Raw genomic sequence first — 20,902 nt, 5'->3', positions numbered from 1 at the left:
CGAATAGCTCCTTTTGGGCGTAATGGCCGCAGTATTGCGTTAGTTTGTCCGTTATGAATACGAAGAATACCCACAATGACAATAAATATACAAGCGTTTGCATGGATGCTATACTAGATAAATCGCTTTTTATCAAATGAATGGATCGGTTCAAATTTTTACCTATCTAACGAATGTTTGGAGTGGCTCTCATGTTATGGCGTAATCGTACCTTTCTGCTTTTAATGAGCGGAGAGATCGTCGCGGGAGCGGGCATGTGGATTTCGATTATTGCCAATCTTGCGTTCATGCAGAAACTCGTTCCTTCTGATACGGTGAAGGGCTTGATTCTGATGTGTGGATTGGTGGTCAGCATTCTCCTCGCCCCTAAAGCGGGTGTGGTGATTGACATGTACGACAAAGGCAAGATCATGCTGTTTGCCAGCTTGGTCCGAACACTCAGCCCCGTCTTCATGTTCCCAGCTCTTGCAAACGATTCTCTACTGTGGATGATCGTATCTTTGATCGTGATGCAATGCTCTGCTGCGTTTTATTTTCCGACCGTGCAGGCCTCCTTGCCAGCCATCCTTTCCCAGGACGAATTACTCAAGGCGAACAGCGCATATTTGAATATCTCCACCCTCTCGCGCATTGGGGGAACGGCCATCGGCGGTATACTCGTTGTATCCATGGACCTGTCCATGCTGTATGTGTGCTCCATCATCGCGTACGCTGTACTCGCTGTCGTTACGCTCTTTCTCCGCATTCCGCCAGTGACTTCTCGGAAGATTCAGGAAAAAGTGGAGTTTCGCGAGATATTGACGATCTCGCGGCAAGACCCAGCTTTGTTTGTCGGATTGATTAATAATGGGTTGATCACCTTGTTCCTTGGCGGTTTGAACCTGATGATCTTGAACTTTAGCGAGCTGCAACGGGAGCCTCAGCTCATGGGATGGATCTATGCGGCAGAAGGAATCAGCATTTTGATTGGCGGTCTCTTGGCAAAACGTTGGATAGGCCGCAGAAACCTCGTGGCAGCATCGACCATCATGCTCTTTTTCTTCGCGCTGTCCCAATTTGGCATGTCCTTGGCTGATAACAAATTCATGGTGCTTGCTTCCTTCTCCGTGTTCGGCTTTGTCGTTGCTTTCTTTTTCCCCGTCACCGCAACGATTTTCCAGAAGCGCCTAGCTCCACACCAGCAAGGGCGATTCTTTTCTTTCAAAAGCATGCTGGATCGTGGATTCTTCTTGTTGGCTCTCGCGATTACAGGAGTTGGGCTGGACCTTCTCGGCATTAGCAGCTACCTCCTCTTCATCGGCTCAGTGACATTGCTCTTTGGCTTGTTAACTTTCTTTTACAGTAAAAAGCATAAGCTGGATGTTCGATCCCACGATGAAGCAGCTGCCTAGTATCGGAAGGTATCGTACCATGACAAACGCTTTCCCACAGACCATACTTTGGTGTACACTAGTGAAAGTATGTTGAACACTTATGGAGGCGTTTTTCCATGCAGATACTTTCCTCTCCCATTTTGGGAATCCTGCTGCCTCTCGTGATGGCTATTGCAGTGATCTTTGTGAGAATGCGTCGGCAAAAAAAGCCAGCTTCCGCAAAAAGCATTATTTTGCCACCATTCTTTATGGCGACAGGGTTTGCGATGTTCTTGGTCCCGGAGGCGCAATTACCACCCAAGTTTGATATTGCAGCCTTTGTGGTTGGGCTTTTCTTTTCGATTCCGTTGATTATGACGTCACGTTTCGAAATCATTGGGCAAGATGTGTATTTGAAACGGTCCCGTGCGTTTTTCTTCATTTTGTCCGGTCTGTTGGTCATCCGGCTGATTATTAAGCTGTTGATCAAAGATAGCTTTACACCGATTCAAACAGGTGGACTGTTCTTCTTGCTCGCATTCGGTATGCTCGTACCTTGGCGTATCGCGATGCTGGTGATGTACCGGAATTTAACCAAAAAGATGTCTGGCACCTAGTAAAAAACCACCTCCATTGCGAGGTGGTTTCTTTTATGATTCAGTCATCTAAAAAGAAATCTGCATTCGCTTCACACCTGTTTCTAAAGACTATTCCAGCGCTGCGAGAAAGTAAGATCCTCCACCAATCTTATACTCGCTATTCTTGCTTGCTCCTGCCAGCTTCGCAAAAAACGGTCTTTGCCCGCGATTTTCCCATGCAGTCTGCGCCAATCCCTCCTCAGTCGGTTGGCAAAGCACTACATTTCCTCCCGATAGTTCAAAGGTTTGGCAGATGGCCCCCAGTTCTTTATCGTGGAATACTTCGCTCTTCTTCCACCCAAACCAGCTTTGCCAACGTGCTGTTGCTTCTTCCAGATCTGTCACGGCATACCCTACAGATATGAGATGGGCTGCACCGTTCGGATGTGCGCCAATGATGCCACGATTCGTCAAATCGTCTATTCTCTCATCATCCGTTTGCGACCATTCAATGAGAAATGGCGGGAGAAGAGCACTATCTGCATCTTCGAGGAACAACATCCGCCACCGAAGCGTCGTGCCATCATCACGCGTACGACTTCCCGCAACAGGTCCAGTAACCTGCAAGCCTTGGCTTCGCAAACGCTCTGCCCACGCATCCATCTCGTTGGTCCGAAGCGCAATCTGTCCAAATCCTTCTCCCTTTGCCTCATCCGCGATACATTGACGTACGAGGGGATTCTCCGAATGTCGAGCAAGCTCCTCGTGTTCAACCGCTAAAAATTCAACATAAGAAAGCCCGAAATAACTCAGGCTATTCCATGTCCCCCAAGGCGCATGACGCCCTCCAACAACCGCATGAAAACCCGCTTGACAAAATTGTTCCGCTGCTTCCTTTGGAGTTTGCTGTACAAAATGAACCAAATGATCAAAAGTTAATCGCACCTTTTTTCGCCTCTTTTCGTATTACTTATAGAATATCAAAATTCATTTATGTAAGGATAGAATGACAAGGGGGAAAAATGAACGAGACCAGATCAAGCCGGGTAAAAGCTCGGCGCAAGCACTCACGCAAAAAATGGGTACGTGCCGGAAAGAGCACGCTCTTATTTAGTGTGTTGGCCATCTTCGTCGTCGGAACCTACTACCTATTCCAAACAGCTATGGATAGAGAACATGCCAACCCGTACACGCCGCCTGCTCCTGATCATACCGCAAACCAAAAGACTTCCGTGCAGCTCACCTTTGTCGGTGACATCATGATGTCAGGAAATGTTGAGAAAACCCTACTCGCAAACAGCTATGACTACCCATACAAACATGTAAGCTCGCTTTTTTTGCAAGATGATATCACCATTGCCAATTTGGAGACGCCGATCACCGCCACAGGTGTTCCTGCTCAGAACAAGGATTATGTCTACAAGTCATCGCCACTTGCTGTCCCTGCCATGAAAAACGCTGGGATTGATGTGGTAAATCTCGCCAATAATCACTCCATGGACCAAGGAGTTCCCGGGTTGCTGGATACTTTTGACGCTTTGGATGAAAACCGGATTCAATACGTCGGCGCCGGTAAGGATGCTAGCCGTGCCTATTCGCCTATATTCATAGAAAAGAACGGCATCAAGATCGCGATTCTCGGTTTCAGCAGGGTCATTCCCGAAACGAGCTGGTTTGCAGGTGATTCCCAGCCAGGTATGGCCGCTTCCTATGATCCTACATTGGCAGTGAAAGCGATCCGTGAAGCAAACAATCAAGCGGATCTCGTCGTGGTGATTTCACACTGGGGCAAGGAACGCTACGATTATCCTATCGATCATCAAAAAGAGCTGTCTCGTGCCTACATCGATGCTGGTGCAGATTTGATTGTCGGCGGTCATCCTCACGTCCTTCAAGGTTTTGAACGATACAACGACAAATGGATTGCGTACAGTCTCGGCAATTTCATTTTCACACGATCAACCGAACCCAAGACTTGGGAAACGATGGTCCTGCAAGCAACCTGCACGAAAAGTGGTGATTGTGAGCTGACGATGCTTCCGTTTCACGCAGAATTGGGACAAGCTGTACCGATGAATGAAAGCAATGGCGCTGCCCTACTAAAACGCATTGAATCCATTTCTGAGAGTGTCGAGATACAAAGTGACGGGCGTGTGCAGCCGCGTGCAAAAGCAGTGGAGACTGCCCCTGACAAAAGAAGCCGTGTTTCCAGGTAACTAGAAATACGGCTTTTCTTCTTATTATTCCTCTTACTTACGCAGATTCGATAATGGGGAAGCATCGTACTTCTAAGCCAAAATCATTTTTCAATAAGGACTCATGCTCTTCACTGATTCCTGTCACGATCAAACCTGCGCGCAAGACGCCCCCCAAATCGAATTGGACTTTTAATTTATGAACGTTCACTCCTACTTGCTCGAGGAAATGCAAGACACGATCTGGCGTAGCAGTATGACACGAGCCCTCAAGATAACAGAGGACGTGTTCTGCCGAGTCCACCGTGACTCCAGCTTTGTCAGCCGTTTTTTCTTTCCAGGTAGGATGCGGTGTGAATGGCTGTGTCAATAAATAGGCCAAATCCTCCACGACTGCACTCGCTGTGGGGAGCTCTCCTGCCCCTCTTCCTGTAAACAACAAGTCTCCCACGATGTTACCGGATAGCTGGACAGCATTAAATGCGTCGTGGATTTGCGCCAACGGATGGCTCAGTGGAAGCATGGTTGGTTCAACAGATAGGCGAATTTCTTGTTCGGCTTGATAAGCCTGCGCGATCAGCTTGATCCGGTACCCCAACTCGCTCGCAATCCGAATGTGACCCGCTGACAAATCTGCAATCCCTTTGCGAACAACATCCGCTAAAGGCAGCGCTTCTCCATAAACAAGCTGTGTCAAGATATACAATTTATACATCGCATCAAAGCCTTCTACATCCGAACGAGGGTCTGCTTCCGCATAGCCCAGCTCCTGCGCTTGCTTGAGCACCTCTTGGTATGAGAGCTGCTCTGCTTCCATTTTCGTCAAAATGAAGTTCGTTGTTCCGTTGAGAATACCGCGAACACCTTGGATATCGTTCGTGCGAAGGAACTGCCGGAGCACGCTCAAGATCGGGATGCCCCCTGCCACACTCGCTTCATAAGCAAGATGCACTTGATACTGATTGGCCAAATCGACTAGCTCTGTTCCTTTTTTCGCCAGGAGCTCTTTATTCGCAGTTACCACATGGCAGCCCTTTTCAATTAAAGCACGGACGTAGTCATAGGTAGGTTCTACACCACCCATGACCTCCACCACGATATCCACATCGCTTCTCAATACATCCTCAAAGTCAGTTGTCAGTAAAGCAGGGTCGACATGAACCGCCCGCTCTTTTTCCGAGTCACGCACCAATGCCTTGACGATCTCAATTCGTTTTCCCAGACGAGAAGCCAGCTTCTCCTGTTGCGAACGGATCGTTTTGATTACGCCTCCACCAACTGTTCCCAATCCCAATAATCCCACGCGTACCACTTCTGTACTCATCCTGACCACCCCATACCCCGAGTTTTAGATAAAAAGAAAAGCCATCTTCGATAAGAAGAAGGCTTGTTAGCAGCTAATGCTCCCCCTCCTTATCTCCCAGGACGTATATGTCCTGCAGGAATTGGCACCTTGTCACAAAATATGCGTGACGGTTGCCGGGCTTCATCGGGCCAGTCCCTCCACCTCTCTGGATAAAGAAAATATGAAATTAAAAAAACCTTCTTCGCTAAGAAGAAGGTTCATCTACTAATGGAGTAACCCGCTTCTTATCTTTCGAGACGAAACGTCTCGCAGGAATTGGCACCTTATTGCCATATGCAACGGTTGCCGGGCTTCATCGGGCCAGACCCTCCACCTCTCTGGATAAGAACTATTTATGCTGTTGAGCTTTATTCTAAGAAATTCCAAGGCAAGCGTCAACAAAATTCTTTCTTTTCTGATTGCAAGCTAATTTGGCAAGGCTTTCAATTGTGGATGAACAGGCTTTCCACCTCTTCCATACTGCAGCAAGCGCAATGAAACACGCCCTCCTGGCCTTCCTTAGGTATCTCTTTTTCCTCAACATATCCGCACCATTGGCAAATGAAAAGTTGAATCATCGCACGCCCTCCTCTTCTTTTATCCTGCCCAAAATAAAAAGAGCATTTTCCGCTCGACCGTGACGATCGTTAGAAAATGCCAGAAAAGGAGGGACGTACTTGTCCACTCGCTGTTTTTTGCAAGCCATCTCTAACACCTCCCTATCTCCCGTAGGTCTATCAGTGTTGTCGAAACAGGCAGGTCTCCTGACTATGGGATCATCGTTTCGCGTCGCCTTCCCCGTCTATTTTGATAGACCAGTGGCTTGTTGGACGCTGACTCCCCTCTTACAGTGGCGGGACCGTGTCGGATTTGCACCGAGCTTCCCTATTATCCTTGTGGCGAGTTGGTTACGCCCTAAGGAACCTGTTTCCACCTATGAAATTGTCTATTCTCACTGCTACGTTACCTTACCCGAAGTACCGTTCTATCAAAATGCTAGTGTGGTGAGCTTCATGTCCAGCAATCACATAGGCCAATGTCCTTGCAGATAGCTTGTTTCCGTTGGCAAGTCCTGTACGCAACCACGCTTCTGGCGAGATTCCTCGCACCTGCGCGATGGTGGAAGCACGGACAGCCTTATACTCTTCCAGTAAATCAGACAGGTCTCTTAGCTGAAAACACCCGTTTTCAACAAAAGCATTCTCATCAAAACCGACGAGGGGTGTCTGATCTCCTCTCGCGATTCTCAGCAGGCGATAGCTCATGATTCGTTCTGCATCGATGAGATGACCCAACACCTCTTTAACCGTCCATTTGCCTGGCGCATACCGATAATCAACTTGTTCGGGGGCAAGGGACGAAACTAACGCGACGATCCTCTCTCCTTGCTGCGTGAGGATCGTTTGGAGCTCCCCCTCCGGTACAAGACCCATGTAATAGTCAAAATAAGCAGCGTATTCATCGCGCTCTGGTCGTCTGAGCATATGTTTCCCACTCCTCGTCATTCAGTTTCAATAGACAAGTTACTATGTAAGCCTTCAAACAATAGGACCCTTGCCGGGGCTGCATCCGTGCCGATCAGCTTGAGTGGTGCAGCTACCAGAAAATACTCGCCTGGCGGGACCTCTGCTAGCCGCAAGCCTTCCACGACAATGACTCCCGCTGCAAACAATTTTTTATGTGTGGGGTGACCTTCCTGGCTGCGTTCGATTCCAAGTGCATCGGTACCAATGCCCCGCACCCCCAGCTCACTTATATATTCCGCACCTTCTTCTGACAGAAAGATGAATTCAAAAGAGAACGCCTCTTCAAAAGAGTTTTTCGTTTTAAACAGGACAAAATCTCCTCGCACCAAATCGAAGCTCTCCAAGTCGGAGCGGGTGATCCTGTCCTCTACCGCTGTGAGATCGAGAACCTTGCAATTGCCCACTAGCTTTTCCAATGAAATACTCTCAAATGTATCACCAGCATTCACCATGTGCAGGGGAGCATCCACATGGGTACCCGTGTGAAGATCCATGTCGATTCTCGATTCGGTTACATAGCCACTGGTAGCCGTACGTATTTTCGGTTGCTTTTCTGGCTTGTTTTTATACACTGTCATTCCTTCGTAAACGGTGGCGGTTACATCATACATTTTCATCCCAAACGCCCTCCCCTTTGCCTACTGTTTTTTTCGATCCGCTGGAAAAACAATCCCCATCTGTCTTCTCGCTTCATCCATGACCTGCATGGTCATTTTGGAAACTTCATGCGAATTCGTTGCAGATTGTCTGGCCCCGCTCCTCGCCAAGTGTAGGAATTCTCTTATTTCATAATGCATGGTCTTCGGGGTCTGAGGCCTTGTTACGTGTTCGGTTCGCCCGTCCCTGTAACGAATGTCCACTTCTTTGAGATGGTTGATTCGATCGATCACCATCGTAGCGTCCTCCCCTTGAATTTCTGCTGGCTGATAGGAGGTCGTAATTTTCGAGAAGCTAATGATTGCATCCATCTCTCGATACTTCAACAACATACTACCTTCTCCATCCACTCCAGAATCAAGCACAATTCCTTCTGCTTTGATATCGTCTGGTCTGCCAAAAAGGATGAGTAATGGATAAAGACAATAGATACCGATGTCCATCAAGGCTCCGTTTGAAAAAGCAGGATCAAAAGCACGTAAAACCTTCCCTTCGCGGTAGGCGTCATAGCGAGAGGAATATTGGCAATTGCTAGCAATAAAGCGTCGTACTTTTCCCAGCTTGTGCAGGTTGTCTTGTATCGCAAAAAAATTGGGCAACAGTGTAGATTTGACAGCCTCCATGAGCAGCACGTCATTTCTATTCGCTGCTTTGATCATTTCTTCTGCCTCAATCGTATTGGAAGCCAGTGGCTTTTCACACAATACGTGCAGCCCCGCGTCCATGCACTGGATCGCTTGCTCCGCGTGGCAGGAGTTGGGGCTCGCAATATAGACGGCGTCCATATTTTTGCTTGCTACCATTTCTTCTAAGCTATTATAGGCGAATGGAGCATGGTACTTTTCAGCGAATTCCTTGGCGCGCTCGAAGGTACGTGAATATACAGCCTGAAGAGAAAATCCTTCTACATTTTGACCAGCCTGGATAAATTCTTCGGTGATCCAGCTCGTTCCGATTACGCCAAATCGCATCTCATCCGCTCCCTTTTCTTTTTTCTATCTTGTTGAAGTGATTGGCACTCGTTCTTCGACCTTATCCAGCCACCACACGAATCCGTCTGCTGCAAGCAATTGCTCCGCGGCCTTCGGTCCGAATGAGCCAGCTTCGTACGTAAAGAGTGGCACCAAATTTTCAGCGAAGGCTTCCAAAATCGGTGTCACCCACTCCCACGACAGCCGGACCTCGTCCCAATGTGCAAAGTAGGTGGAATCCCCTCGGAGCGCATCGAACAAGAGCAGCTCGTACGCTTCTGGCACGTCATTTGTCCCTGCACTGAAATCTACGGTCACCGGCTCAATCTTACCGCTATTTGTCGGATTCTTACTATTTACCTGCAAGGCAATACCTTCGTTCGGATTCACGCTGATAATCAACAAATTAGGCGATGTCGTTTCATTTTGCTCCTGGTATAGCTTTTCGTGCGGATTTTTGAACTCAATGACGATCCTGGTTGATTTCTCTTGCAGTCTTTTTCCCGTTCGAATATAAAAAGGTACCCCTTGCCAAAACGGGTCATCAATCCAGACACGAGTGGCAATATACGTTTCTGTCATCGAAACAGGATCGACACCAGGCTCGTCCCTGTAACCAGCTACAGACGTTCCTTGAAGATGTCCTGCGCTATACTGACCGCGAATAACGTGGGTGCGGACTTCTTCTTTCTTCATTGGACGCACGGCGGCCATTACCTTGCGTTTTTCTTCGCGGATATGGGCGGAGGTGATTCGCTTTGGAAGCTGCATGGCGATGATCATGAGCATTTGCAGCATGTGATTTTGGAGCATGTCGCGTAGTGCTCCGGCTGGCTCGTAATATCCAGCCCGATCCTCGACGCCGACCGTTTCATTCGCCGTAATTTGCACGTTGGCGATGTACTGATTGTTCCAAAGGGCCTGGAAGATCGGGTTCGCAAATTCGAGTGCCTCGAGGTTTTGCACCATCGGTTTTCCCAAGTAATGGTCAATGCGATATATTTCTTCTTCCAAAAATGCTTTCCCTAGCTTTTCATTCAATTCTTTGGCGGATTGCAAATCATGTCCAAACGGCTTTTCAATGATCAGACGCTTCCAGCCTGTCGTTGAACCCAGCCCGCTGGATTTGATATTGGTTGCAATTCCCTCGAAATATTGCGGGGCCACTGACAAGTAAAACATCCGGTTTTGCGGGATCTGCAGCTCTTGCTCTCTTTGCAGCACCAGATCATGTAGCGTTACATATGCACTTGGTTCTATGACATCTACTGCCGCATAACGACAAGCAGACAAGAAAGCGTCTAGCTCGTGGGAATCAATCTGGGCGCGACGAGAAAACTCATGGACAGACTGGCGAACAGTTTCCTGAAATTCGTCATTAGACCAGTCCCTTCTCCCCACACCGATAATCGAAAAGGCAGCAGGCAACTTTTGATCTACATATAAATTAAAGAGCGCAGGGAAAATTTTGCGTTTTGCTAAATCTCCTGTCGCGCCAAAAAGGACAAAGGTCATCGCTTCCATCTACTTTTTCATTCCCTTCATACGTACGCCGTGATGATGGTGTTTGTGGTTACCCTGTTATTATTCGAGAAAATCACTGCTTTATCAATATGCAGCCTTACGAACCACGCAAGATTGCACGTACCGGACTTCCATCAGCTTCTACCAAAGGCAGCGGCAGTGCGATCAGTTCGTAATCACCCGGTTCGACATGATCGAGCAAAAGCCCCTCTAAAATATGAATATCATGCTGGTGAAGCCCATGATGAGCAGCCAGTTCCTTGCTGTCCAACGGATCGACTGATGGGACATCTACTCCAATCAGCCGAATACCTTTTTTGGCGAGGAACACTGGCAAGTCCGCTCGCAGATGACAGATGGTTGAAGGAAATTGATGAGGGTCACGCCATGATAATGTTTTGAGCAGCAGCCGTTCCACCCCCTCCAGATCAACCTGGGAAAAATCTTCTGGGCCAATGCTGGAGCGTCCAGCAAGCTCTACCACTCTTGCCTCACCGATGTACAAGTCTAGGGGCAATTCAGCTATTTTTCGACCATCGTCATCGAAATGAAACGGAGCATCCACATGGGTGCCTGTGTGAATACTCATCGTTACTTTACCGACATTGACTGAGCCACTCTCCGCTTTGGGCCAGTTTACGACATAGTGAAAGGGAGTGTCCCCTGGCCAGGTCGGCATACCTGCCATGAACGGACGGGATATATCTATGATTTTCATCGTGTATCCTCCACCTTCCAGCAACTGTTCGTGCCTACACTCAGCGTACAGAAAAGACTGTATTGAGTCAATATTCTAACATTTAGACCAAAAAAAGACCGCAGCCTGATAGCGTGCCGACAGTCTTTTCGTGGATTTCAGATTCTACTGTGAAGAGACAGGTAGTCCCACACTTCATCATAAATTCCGTTGTCATCCACTTGTTTCAAATGTTCTTTCAAAGTCCTCAACCACTCAATGGTTGTTGGATATGTAGCTGCAATGGCCTCCCGTAGATCGCTCATTTGAATCGGGCGATCGACCCCTTTTGTTACGATATCATGCCATACCTGCTCCATCGCGAGCTCCACTACATACTCGATGTCTGCCCCCGAATAAAACTCTGTCCATCCTGCTAATTGCTCATAATCGAGCACCTCAGAAGGACGCCCCTCCAGTTTTAAGCGAAAAATATCCTCCCGTGCTTGCCGATCTGGCGGTCCAACAAAAATCCAGTGATCAAAGCCAGCGGTTCGGAGCATGGAAGGCTCCAATTCCCAAGGAACGTTGGTTGCGCCCATCAGGACGAATCGTTCGTCGTACTCGCCTGCCTTTGTTATCTGTTGAAGCCATTTGGAATCGAACTCCTGTCTAGGATAGGAGTTCGCATGCTCTTCGTAATGGCTGGAACCGTCCAGTTCATCTAAAAGGAACAGAAACGGTTTATTGGCAGGGGCTGTTGTCAGTAAGTCATCGATGTTGAACGGCCTGTTCGACGGCGTATACATACCTCGACCGCCTGTGATCGCCATGGAGAAAAAATGAGCCTCGCATTCTTCTGCCGTTGCTTTTGCTAGCAAAGATTTTCCGCACCCCGATGGTCCGTAAAGTAAAAGGGTACTTTTCTTTTGAGGCAACCGTTGCGAAATAGGATGTAGGAGTCTTTGAAAAATTGCCTCTTTTACTCGTCCAAGCCCGCCGACCATTCCAAAACCCGCCGTTTTCTCAACGAGTTGAACCGATTTCGCGTTGGTCTTCCCTTTGCCCCCTTCAATGACGCGTATCTTAGGTGTAAACATCGTATATGTAGAGGAATCCTTCTGATTGATCCCTTTTAACGTCCGCGAATATGGGGATTCTTTTTGTAGCTTGTTGAGCTCGATCACAATTTTTTCCTTCATCGCTTCATTACCATAGGCAAGGGCCTGCGTAAACGCCTGTAAAGCCTCCGTACGATCCCCCTGCTCAGCATGCTCTAACCCTAATAACAGCCATACTGGTGCATTGCGTTGATCGCTCGTCAACATACTTCTCAGTATCTCTATCTTCGTCATCTGCTTCATCCTCTGCGATCGTCCTGCTTCAAGCGATCGTGTAGTATCACGGACATATCCATTATAATGCATACGTCTCGCAAGAAGAATACGAAAAGTAGGAAAAGATGGAAGAAGGGCTGTGACCATCGCCGTCATTCGAAAAAGACGCCTTCTGCTACACAGCATTGAGCGTCCAAGATACGGTTCCTATCCTCTCGCTGGAAAAGCTCCGCCTTCTACACAAATGATGAACGAGAGTCCAAGAAAAGGTTGCCTATTATTATGAGGTTGAGTCCCGCCTGTAGTGCCGATTGCTTGCGGGCTAAGCTGTGTCCCATCACTCGTGTTGGAGTAAGGAATGACAGCTCCCCGACCAACAGTGGATGACCAATTCGCGCCTGTTGGTGAATCGACTGTAGGAGTTGAGCACGCATTCGGAACATGAGTATGCGCCGGAATATCGTTTTGCAGCAGAGTAATGTTGGCATCGCCACCTGTCTCACCTGCCACACGCGGTGTCAAAGCAGGACCTGTCCCCTGGTTCATCGGAGCTGAGCCTCTTAAATTGGGAAGCGCGAATGTCGTTTTACCATCTCCACCATACTTCACACCCAATATCGAATACAAGACAGGATTGGAAGAGATCGATATCAATTGTCCATCACAAAAAGCCCAGTCCCTCGGCGGGAAGTTGCCAGCGAAGATACGAATTTCTCCAATATACGGATCCATATGATAGTGCCTCCTCTAGTTTCTTGGCGGGTAAATCCCTTGAATCGCGATGCAAAAATTCCCGACCAAATACGGCTGCATATTCGTATGAGGTGCACTGCCTCCTACCGTTTGCAACGCACTCTCACTCATCGTTGTATCAGGGGTTGTCCCATAGGTAGTGGTGGATGCTTGTGCCCAGTAGTTCCCAGTGCTTGTTTTTTCATTGGCAGCTGCATTCGAGCCCGTCGCGGTATGGGTATGAGCGGGTATTTCGTTTGTTGTTAATACATGCGTTTCTTCTCCGGCTGACATCCCAAGCGGTACGATTGGACGATCTTGTTGATTGTTTTTATGAACGGGGACACGCCCTCTTAAATCTGGTAGGGCAAAATTGTTTTTCCCGTCTCCCCCATAAACAGCTCCTAACAAGGAAAACAGTGCCTGGTTTCCATTGAGAGGCAACAACGCACCATTACACAAAGCCCAACCCTTTGGCGCAAATGGAAAGGGAAAAAATCGAATTTCTCCAAGAAATGGTTCCACGTAAAATCCTCCTGTTCGATTGAAATGTTAATTTTGTTGAGGATAGATCCCATACAGGGCAATGATGAAATTAATAACCGTAAACGGCATCAGGTTACTGTGTGGTTGATTTCCACCTACAGTACTCAAGCTGGAAGCGTTCATCGATCCATCAGGTGCATTTGTTGAATATAGCTGCGTATTCTTTGCCCATACAGCATTGGCAGGGCTATTCTGCGTTCCTGGCTGCGATGATGCATGGACCGTATGCGTATGCGCGGGCAATTGTGAGACGGTTAAGGTGACTGATTCTACACCATTTTTTTCACCTATCGCGAAGGTTGTTCCTGTGCTCGGATTTTTCCCTTGATGGAGCGGGATACGCCCCCGTAAATCAGGCAACGCAAAAGTCGTTTGTCCATCCCCGCCATATGTGAATCCAATCAAACTAAACAATGTGTCGTTTTCCGAAATAGATAAAATCTGTCCCTCGCATAATGCCCATCCTTGTGGTGCATAATCTCCCCCAAACATCCTGATTTCTCCAAGAAATGGCTCTGCCATGTTGCTTCCTCCTTATGTACAGTGGTTATTTCCATTGTCAAACAAACAGATTGGTCATTTTTGCAGAAGTGGCTGCCATTCCATTTGCATATACAGCCCCGTTGAGTCTGTCACGATGAAATGAAATCGTTCATATAATCGAAAGGCCGGATTCCCTTGTAAAACGCGTAAACGGATCGGTAATTGGATAGCTTCAGCCTCTTTTTGCAGATCGCCAATAATGCCAGAACCAACACCCTGGCCCCGATATACAGGCAGCAAAGAAATATCTACGAGATGCAGTACTTCTCCGCTCGCATCCGTGATCAAATGACCGATAGGCTGCCCGGATCGGAGAATGATTTGATGATTTTGAGCGGGAAACTGCATTTGGTAAGATTTTTGCTGCATGATAAACTGCGACTGTAAAAAAGCAAGCTTGTCCGACTCACCCCACCCCCAAAAAGCCATTTCTTCGGTTCTCGTAGAACAGTACAATTCCCAAATAAATGCTTGGTCTTGCTCATATTCAAAAGGTCTGGTATGTACCATAATCCTCCTTGTATGCAATCATTGTACTTTTCTGTCATTTGATCAGATACCTGCTTGCATTCTTTCAGGCCTGGATACACCGACTTGTCTTTCCTCTGTGTATCGCTCTTCCTCCTTCGAACTTTTTCTGATATCCTGCCTGATTAAGAGCATTCATAAATATGATATCATTACCCAAATTCCTTCTAACACTAACTAAAGTTAGCTCTTTTACATGAAAAACGCTTTGTTCTTACCGTTGCCGTTCCGCCGCCATGGTCACTCTCGCTGTTTTTATGGGTTGCAAAAACAAGGAAGAATCCATATTCGATTCGGCAGCAAATCGTAGCGCTCGAGCATACTCCCATGTCTAGAGCTACGGTTTCTCATTACTTGAAAATATTAAAACAAGCGGGCCTAGTAAACGTTCAAAAGAAAGGAACGGAGATGTTTTATCGGCTTGAAATAACAGAAGCAATCCGACTTTTTAAGCAATTGGTGACTTTCGAATAAACTGTCTACTATTGTCCTCGCTTCATTGGTAAAAGCCGGATATGGAACCTGCTCAGCAAGAGCACACGTCAAAAAATACTGTACAATCCAGGCGCAGGGTCACCCACCATATTACGATCCATGACGAAACAAAAAAGAGTAGAACGGTTTGAACGCCGCCCTACTCTTCATCACTACTTATTCAAAAAAAGTACGCGGGGTTTTACGCCATTCACCCAATACTTTTTCCTGTTCGCTAGTAATAACTCCTTGCTCTGAAGCTACTTCCAGAAGTGCTGTGTAATTCGATATGGTGGTGCAAGGAATGCCTGCTTCCTCAAACAAGGCTTGGGCATCCGGGAATTGGTAGCTGAAAATGGCTACGACCCCCTGTACCTCTCCTCCCTCAGCCTGTACTGCTTGCGCTGCTTTCAAGGAGCTACCTCCTGTAGAAATCAGGTCTTCAATCACGACGACTTTTTGACCAGCCGCCAATGCACCCTCTATCTGATTTTGGCGACCGTGGCCTTTTGCCTTGTCGCGTACGTAGATCATAGGCAGATCAAGCAGCTCTGCTACCCATGCAGCATGTGGAATACCAGCAGTCGCTGTTCCAGCCACGACTTGCGCATCTGGGTACTGCTCCTTGATCAAATCTGCAAATGCTCTCGCAATGGCACGGCGCACATGCGGATAGGACATTGTGATCCTGTTGTCGCAGTAGATTGGGGATTTGATCCCGGACGTCCATGTAAAAGGTTGCTCCGGACGCAGATGAACTGCCCCGATTTCGAGAAGATTCGCTGCAATTTGCTTAGCGGTTGTCAATGTCGTCATTTCACTTATTCCCTCCAGCTGGCTACTTTACGAACGATCATTTTCCACTGCTGCGACGATGCTTTGCCATACCCCTACTGGATCTTTAGCACCCGTAATAGCGCGTCCGATCACGAGGTAATCACTGCCCAAGCGGAATGCCTGTTCTGGCGTCGTGATACGCGTCTGATCGCCTTGATCCGCTCCCAGTGGACGAATTCCTGGCGTTACGGTTACAAATGCGTCTCCAGCAGCCTTTTTGATCATCGGCACTTCTAGTGGAGAAGCAACGACCCCATCCAAACCTGCTTGCTTGGTCATCCGTGCATAGTGCACCACAACATCCTCCACCGCTCCCGGAATCGCCAATTCTTGATTCATCGTTTGCAAACCAGTGGATGTCAGCATCGTCACACCGATCAGGAGGGGACGAGCAGCACCTGCCGCTGTCCCTTGCTCCAAGCCTTCTCTCGCTGCCGCCATCATGGCTACGCCGCCTGCCGCATGAACGTTTACCATGTCTGCTCCCAGACGCGCCAGACTTCTCATCGCACCTTTAGCTGTATTGGGAATATCGTGAACCTTCAAGTCGAGGAACACGTTGAGTCCTTTTTCCTTCAGAAAGGAAACGATCGCTGGCCCTTCGGCGTAAGCGAGCTCCATCCCCACTTTTACATAGCGGATATGCCCCTGTAGCGACTCGATGCACTTTTTGACTTCATCCAGTGTGGAAAAGTCGAGCGCGACAATCATGCGTTCGCGAATATCGGTTAGTTGTTGTTGCACGCTGCTCTCCCCTTTTTATACGGTTACTGCCACTTTGGCACCAGCACGCTGAGCTGGCATTGCTTCTGTAGAGAATGTGATCGTCTCCAGTACGTGCAGGAGAGCGGAAGCTGTATCCAGGGAAGTCAAGCATACGGCGCCGTTCTCTACTGCTTCCCGACGAATGCGGAAGCCATCCCGTTGTGGCGTTTTGCCTTTTGTCAATGTATTGAGTACGATGTTCGCTTCGCCTGTATGGATCACATCCAACAGGTTTGGCGTGCCTTCGGACAATTTGCTTACGCGAGTGACTTGCAGTCCTGCTTGTTCCAAATAATCGGCTGTGCCTGCGGTCGCCATCAGCTTGAAGCCGAGGTGGCGGAAGCGTTTCACAATGTCTAGCGCTTCTTCCTTGTCTTTATCAGAAACAGTCACGAGCAAAGTACCTTGTGTCGGGATATTCATGCCCGCTGCGACCAAGCCTTTATACAACGCTTTTGCCAATGTGCTTTCACGTCCCATGACTTCTCCGGTCGATTTCATTTCAGGGCCGAGCGTAATATCAACGCGACGCAGCTTTGCGAAGGAGAAGACTGGTACTTTGACAGAAACCATCGTTTCCTCTGGATGATAGCCCGGTGTAAAGCCTTGTTCGATGATCGAGTGACCAAGGATCGCTTTCGTTGCGATGTTCGCCATTGGAATCCCCGTTACTTTGGAGAGGAATGGCACCGTACGGGACGAACGCGGATTGACCTCGATTACGTATGGGCGATCTTTATAGATGACGAACTGGATGTTGAGCAAGCCTTTGATTTGCAAGGCACGCGCCAGCTTTGTCGTCATGTCGATCAGTTCATCCTTGATCGCTTGGGACAAGGATTGTGGAGGATATACAGCGATAGAGTCACCGGAGTGCACCCCTGCACGTTCGATATGCTCCATGATACCTGGAATCAAAACGTTTTCGCCGTCGCAGATCGCATCGACTTCCGCTTCTACCCCAACCATGTAACGGTCTACCAATACAGGGTGATCAGGATTTACCTTCACCGCTTTTTCCATGTACTCCAACAGCTCGGGCTGGTTGTAGACGATTTCCATCGCACGTCCGCCAAGTACATAGGATGGGCGCACCAGGACTGGGAAGCCAAGACCTTCTGCTGCCACTACTGCCTGCTCGACGGACGTCACTGTTTTCCCTGGTGGTTGGGCGATTTCCAGCTCGCGCAGCAGCGCTTCGAACTTCTCGCGGTTTTCCGCTGCATCGATGTTTTCCAGACTCGTACCCAAGATTTTGATTCCGCGTGCAGTCAGCTTGTCAGCCAAGTTGATCGCGGTTTGCCCGCCAAATTGTACGATGACACCCTCTGGCTTTTCTACATCGAGAATGTTCATGACGTCTTCGATGTACAGCGGCTCGAAGTACAGGCGATCAGACGTGTTGAAGTCTGTAGAAACAGTCTCCGGGTTGTTGTTGATGATCACTGCCTCATAGCCCGCTTCTCTCAGCGCCCAGACAGCGTGGACAGTCGCATAGTCAAACTCGATTCCTTGACCGATGCGGATTGGCCCGGAGCCCAGCACGACTACACGTTTTTTGCCAGTCTCGATACGCTCGTCTTCCACTTCATATGCGGAGTAGTAGTACGGTGTTTGCGCTTCGAATTCTGCCGCGCAAGTATCTACCATTTTATATACAGGTACAAAGCCTTTTTCTTTGCGCATAGCGTGTACTGCTTCTTCTGTCTCACCGCACAGCTCGGCAATTTTGCGGTCCGTAAAGCCCATGCGTTTTGCTTCGTACAGCTTCTCGCTCGTCAAGCCTTCTGCCAGTTGTGCTTCAAAGGCAACCATTTTATGGAACTTGTGCAGGAAGAACAGATCGATCTTGGTCAGGCTGTGCAGTTGTTCGATCGTCCAGCCACGGCGCAGTGCTTCTGCCAGCAGGAAGAGGCGCTCGTCATCTGCGTGAACCAGTCGTGCTTTCAAATCTTCCTCGCTGATTTCGCCAGCTCCCTCGATCTCGATGTGATAGCTGCCGATTTCCAAGGAACGGATGGCTTTCATGATCGATTCTTCAAAAGTCCGACCGATCGCCATGACTTCGCCAGTGGCTTTCATTTGCGTACCGAGCTTGCGGTTGGCGGATTGGAACTTGTCAAACGGCCAACGTGGAATTTTGCTGACGATGTAGTCCAGTGTTGGCTCGAAGCATGCGTATGTTTGGCCTGTCACCGGGTTTTTCAGTTCATCCAACGTGTAGCCGATTGCGATTTTGGCTGCCATCTTTGCGATTGGGTAGCCTGTTGCCTTGGAAGCCAGTGCAGAAGAGCGGCTCACACGTGGATTCACTTCGATCACGTAGTACTGGAAGCTGTGCGGGTCGAGTGCGTATTGTACGTTGCAGCCACCCTCGATGCCAAGCGCCCGGATGATGTTCAGCGCGGACGTGCGCAGCATTTGATACTCGCGGTCAGCCAGGGTTTGGCTAGGCGCTACTACGATGGAGTCACCTGTATGAACGCCGACTGGGTCGATGTTTTCCATGTTGCAGACAACGATGCAGTTGTCGTTGGCATCGCGCATTACTTCGTACTCGATTTCTTTCATGCCCGCAATGCTTTTCTCGATCAAGCATTGCGTAATCGGGGAGTATTTCAATCCGCTTGCGACGATCTCGCGGAGGGTTTCTTCATCTTCACAAATTCCGCCGCCTGTACCACCCAAGGTGTAGGCAGGACGAACGATGATGGGATAGCCGATTTCGTTTGCAAAATCGACAGCTTCTTCTACCGTGCTCACGATGACGGATTCAGGTACTGGCTCACCTAGCTCGTTCATGAGGGAGCGGAACAGTTCGCGGTCTTCTGCTTGCTTGATCGATTCCAGCTTGGTTCCGAGCAGCTTTACATTTTCTTGCTCGAGAACGCCTGCTTCTGAGAGGGCAACAGCCATGTTCAAGCCTGTTTGACCTCCAAGCGTAGGCAGTAGTCCATCCGGCTTCTCTTGACGAATGACACGCGCTACGAATTCAGGTGTGATTGGTTCGATATATACTTTGTCCGCCATGTTTGTATCGGTCATGATGGTCGCAGGGTTGGAGTTGATCAGAACGACCTCCATGCCCTCTTCTTTTAACGCTTCGCATGCTTGCGTGCCTGCATAGTCAAATTCAGCAGCCTGCCCGATAACGATAGGTCCAGAGCCGATTACAAGGATTTTTTTCAGATTATCTTGTTTTGGCATGAGTTTTTTCCTCCTTAGCGGTTTCCATCATCGCAAGAAACTGGTCGAACAGGTAGCCGGAATCATACGGACCTGGAGCTGCTTCTGGATGGTACTGTACTGAGAATGCATTCTTCGCTGCATGACGTACGCCTTCGATGGTGCCATCATTGAGTGCGATATGTGTAACTTCCAGTTCCGTGCTTGCCAGTGAATCTTCTTTGACTGCATAGCTGTGGTTCTGGGATGTGATATATGTGCGTCCGGTTGGCAGCTCTTTTACCGGATGGTTACCGCCACGGTGTCCGAATTTCATTTTTGTCGTGTCAGCGCCAGATGCCAGTGCAAACAGCTGGTGACCGAGGCAAATTCCGAACAGAGGATATTCACCCAAGATTTCGCGAATCATCTCTACAGCTTGCGGTACGTCCTTCGGGTCCCCAGGGCCATTGGACAAGAGAACTCCGTCCGGCTGAATGCGGCGAATCTCTTCTGCTGTCACATTGTAAGGCACGACGACTACGTCGCAGTTGCGCTTGGTCAGTTCTCGTAAAATCCCGCTCTTGGCTCCGAAGTCTACCAGTGCTACCCGATGACCTGTACCTGGGCAACTGAAGACGCCTTTCGTAGAAACGCGTGATACTTGGTCTGTCATCAATGTCGTGCCGTTCAGGGCAGCAACCAACTCAGCCAACGGGGCTTCACTGGTTGTAATCATGCCCTTCATCGTGCCGTGGTAACGAATTTTTCTCGTCAGCATCCGGGTGTCGACTCCAGCAATACCTGGGATGTCGTATGTTTTCAGCAGTTCATCGAGTGTGTTCGTATTGCGCCAGTTGCTAGGTGCCTCGCAATGCTCGCGAACAACGAAGCCGTGAATGTATGGACGAACAGCTTCAAAGTCGTCTCGATTGATCCCGTAATTTCCGATTAGCGGGTATGTCATGGTGACGATCTGTCCGCAGTAGGATGGGTCGGACAAAACCTCCTGATAGCCAGTCAGCCCTGTATTGAAAACCACTTCCCCGTAGGACTCCTTTGTCGCTCCAAATGCCGTCCCGATAAATTCTGTTCCGTCTTCCAAGATCAATCTTGCACGCATTTATGCTCCTCCTCCATTATCGTGTAAA

General features: G+C 48.7%; 21 protein-coding genes and 3 riboswitches. Of the genes, 4 read left to right on the top strand and 17 right to left on the bottom strand.

The window, feature by feature from the left end; translation table 11 throughout:
• Window positions 1-191: 191 nt before the first annotated feature.
• Window positions 192-1,391 (top strand): MFS transporter, encoded by a 1,200-nt coding sequence (locus E8L90_RS04540; RefSeq protein WP_137028183.1) that lies wholly within the window; start codon window positions 192-194, stop codon window positions 1,389-1,391.
• A gap of 98 nt (window positions 1,392-1,489) precedes the next feature.
• Window positions 1,490-1,969 carry a CcdC family protein gene (locus E8L90_RS04535; RefSeq protein ID WP_137028182.1) on the top strand — a complete coding sequence of 160 codons (480 nt, stop codon included), beginning with the start codon at window positions 1,490-1,492 and terminating at the stop codon, window positions 1,967-1,969.
• Window positions 1,970-2,059: 90 nt separating this feature from the next.
• Here E8L90_RS04535 and E8L90_RS04530 read toward each other — a convergent pair whose 3' ends face one another.
• On the bottom strand, window positions 2,060-2,875 hold the full coding sequence (locus E8L90_RS04530; RefSeq protein ID WP_137028181.1) for a VOC family protein: 816 nt from the start codon (window positions 2,873-2,875) through the stop codon (window positions 2,060-2,062).
• Between the two features lie 77 nt (window positions 2,876-2,952).
• Here E8L90_RS04530 and E8L90_RS04525 point away from each other — a divergent pair, with 77 nt between their 5' ends.
• The gene (locus E8L90_RS04525) at window positions 2,953-4,146 is read left to right on the top strand and encodes a CapA family protein (protein WP_137028180.1); all 1,194 of its coding nucleotides are present in this window, start codon (window positions 2,953-2,955) and stop codon (window positions 4,144-4,146) included.
• A gap of 37 nt (window positions 4,147-4,183) precedes the next feature.
• Here E8L90_RS04525 and E8L90_RS04520 read toward each other — a convergent pair whose 3' ends face one another.
• The 12 genes from E8L90_RS04520 to E8L90_RS04470 form a co-directional block, all read right to left on the bottom strand.
• A complete protein-coding gene (locus E8L90_RS04520; RefSeq protein ID WP_137028179.1) occupies window positions 4,184-5,449 on the bottom strand; it encodes a homoserine dehydrogenase in 1,266 nt (421 codons plus the stop codon).
• 86 nt (window positions 5,450-5,535) lie between these two features.
• Window positions 5,536-5,647: riboswitch (SAM riboswitch) on the bottom strand.
• Between the two features lie 65 nt (window positions 5,648-5,712).
• Window positions 5,713-5,819, bottom strand: a riboswitch (SAM riboswitch).
• 94 nt (window positions 5,820-5,913) lie between these two features.
• Window positions 5,914-6,048 (bottom strand): hypothetical protein, encoded by a 135-nt coding sequence (locus tag E8L90_RS31055; protein WP_279633644.1) that lies wholly within the window; start codon window positions 6,046-6,048, stop codon window positions 5,914-5,916.
• 159 nt (window positions 6,049-6,207) lie between these two features.
• A riboswitch (cobalamin riboswitch) is annotated at window positions 6,208-6,413 on the bottom strand.
• 25 nt (window positions 6,414-6,438) lie between these two features.
• A complete protein-coding gene (locus E8L90_RS04515; protein ID WP_137028178.1) occupies window positions 6,439-6,954 on the bottom strand; it encodes a DinB family protein in 516 nt (171 codons plus the stop codon).
• 17 nt (window positions 6,955-6,971) lie between these two features.
• Window positions 6,972-7,613, bottom strand: a complete 642-nt coding sequence (locus tag E8L90_RS04510; RefSeq protein ID WP_137028177.1) for a cyclase family protein — start codon at window positions 7,611-7,613, stop codon at window positions 6,972-6,974.
• Between the two features lie 21 nt (window positions 7,614-7,634).
• Window positions 7,635-8,624 (bottom strand): Gfo/Idh/MocA family protein, encoded by a 990-nt coding sequence (locus E8L90_RS04505; RefSeq protein ID WP_137028176.1) that lies wholly within the window; start codon window positions 8,622-8,624, stop codon window positions 7,635-7,637.
• A gap of 24 nt (window positions 8,625-8,648) precedes the next feature.
• On the bottom strand, window positions 8,649-10,148 hold the full coding sequence (gene zwf / locus E8L90_RS04500) for a glucose-6-phosphate dehydrogenase (protein WP_137028175.1): 1,500 nt from the start codon (window positions 10,146-10,148) through the stop codon (window positions 8,649-8,651).
• 97 nt (window positions 10,149-10,245) lie between these two features.
• Window positions 10,246-10,866 (bottom strand): arylformamidase, encoded by a 621-nt coding sequence (gene kynB, locus E8L90_RS04495; protein WP_137028174.1) that lies wholly within the window; start codon window positions 10,864-10,866, stop codon window positions 10,246-10,248.
• Between the two features lie 137 nt (window positions 10,867-11,003).
• Complete coding sequence (locus E8L90_RS04490) at window positions 11,004-12,179, bottom strand: AAA family ATPase (RefSeq protein ID WP_137028173.1); 1,176 nt, start codon at window positions 12,177-12,179, stop codon at window positions 11,004-11,006.
• 189 nt (window positions 12,180-12,368) lie between these two features.
• Window positions 12,369-12,893 carry a phage tail protein gene (locus tag E8L90_RS04485; RefSeq protein ID WP_137028172.1) on the bottom strand — a complete coding sequence of 175 codons (525 nt, stop codon included), beginning with the start codon at window positions 12,891-12,893 and terminating at the stop codon, window positions 12,369-12,371.
• Window positions 12,894-12,908: 15 nt separating this feature from the next.
• A complete protein-coding gene (locus tag E8L90_RS04480) occupies window positions 12,909-13,418 on the bottom strand; it encodes a phage tail protein (RefSeq protein WP_137028171.1) in 510 nt (169 codons plus the stop codon).
• A gap of 27 nt (window positions 13,419-13,445) precedes the next feature.
• Complete coding sequence (locus E8L90_RS04475) at window positions 13,446-13,961, bottom strand: phage tail protein (protein WP_137028170.1); 516 nt, start codon at window positions 13,959-13,961, stop codon at window positions 13,446-13,448.
• A 54-nt stretch (window positions 13,962-14,015) separates the two neighbouring features.
• Window positions 14,016-14,492, bottom strand: a complete 477-nt coding sequence (locus E8L90_RS04470; protein WP_137028169.1) for a GNAT family N-acetyltransferase — start codon at window positions 14,490-14,492, stop codon at window positions 14,016-14,018.
• Between the two features lie 267 nt (window positions 14,493-14,759).
• Here E8L90_RS04470 and E8L90_RS04465 point away from each other — a divergent pair, with 267 nt between their 5' ends.
• Window positions 14,760-14,984, top strand: coding sequence for an ArsR/SmtB family transcription factor (locus E8L90_RS04465; protein WP_425267125.1), 225 nt, complete (start codon window positions 14,760-14,762; stop codon window positions 14,982-14,984).
• A 177-nt stretch (window positions 14,985-15,161) separates the two neighbouring features.
• Here the strand turns inward: E8L90_RS04465 and pyrE are convergent, their stop codons facing one another.
• The 4 genes from pyrE to E8L90_RS04440 are packed head-to-tail and all read right to left on the bottom strand — an operon-like array spanning window position 15,162 to window position 20,874.
• The gene (pyrE, locus tag E8L90_RS04455) at window positions 15,162-15,800 is read right to left on the bottom strand and encodes an orotate phosphoribosyltransferase (protein ID WP_137028168.1); all 639 of its coding nucleotides are present in this window, start codon (window positions 15,798-15,800) and stop codon (window positions 15,162-15,164) included.
• Between the two features lie 27 nt (window positions 15,801-15,827).
• Window positions 15,828-16,565, bottom strand: coding sequence for an orotidine-5'-phosphate decarboxylase (gene pyrF, locus E8L90_RS04450; RefSeq protein WP_137028167.1), 738 nt, complete (start codon window positions 16,563-16,565; stop codon window positions 15,828-15,830).
• Window positions 16,566-16,580: 15 nt separating this feature from the next.
• On the bottom strand, window positions 16,581-19,793 hold the full coding sequence (gene carB, locus E8L90_RS04445) for a carbamoyl-phosphate synthase large subunit (protein ID WP_137028166.1): 3,213 nt from the start codon (window positions 19,791-19,793) through the stop codon (window positions 16,581-16,583).
• Complete coding sequence (locus E8L90_RS04440; protein ID WP_137028165.1) at window positions 19,777-20,874, bottom strand: carbamoyl phosphate synthase small subunit; 1,098 nt, start codon at window positions 20,872-20,874, stop codon at window positions 19,777-19,779. Before E8L90_RS04440 ends, carB begins: the two co-directional genes overlap by 17 nt.
• Between the last annotated feature and the right edge of the window lie 28 nt (window positions 20,875-20,902).

Origin of the sequence: Brevibacillus antibioticus (assembly GCF_005217615.1) — a bacterium.
GTDB lineage: Bacteria > Bacillota > Bacilli > Brevibacillales > Brevibacillaceae > Brevibacillus > Brevibacillus antibioticus.
Note: the sequence above shows the minus strand (reverse complement) of the source record. Positions and strands in the feature narration are given on the sequence as shown.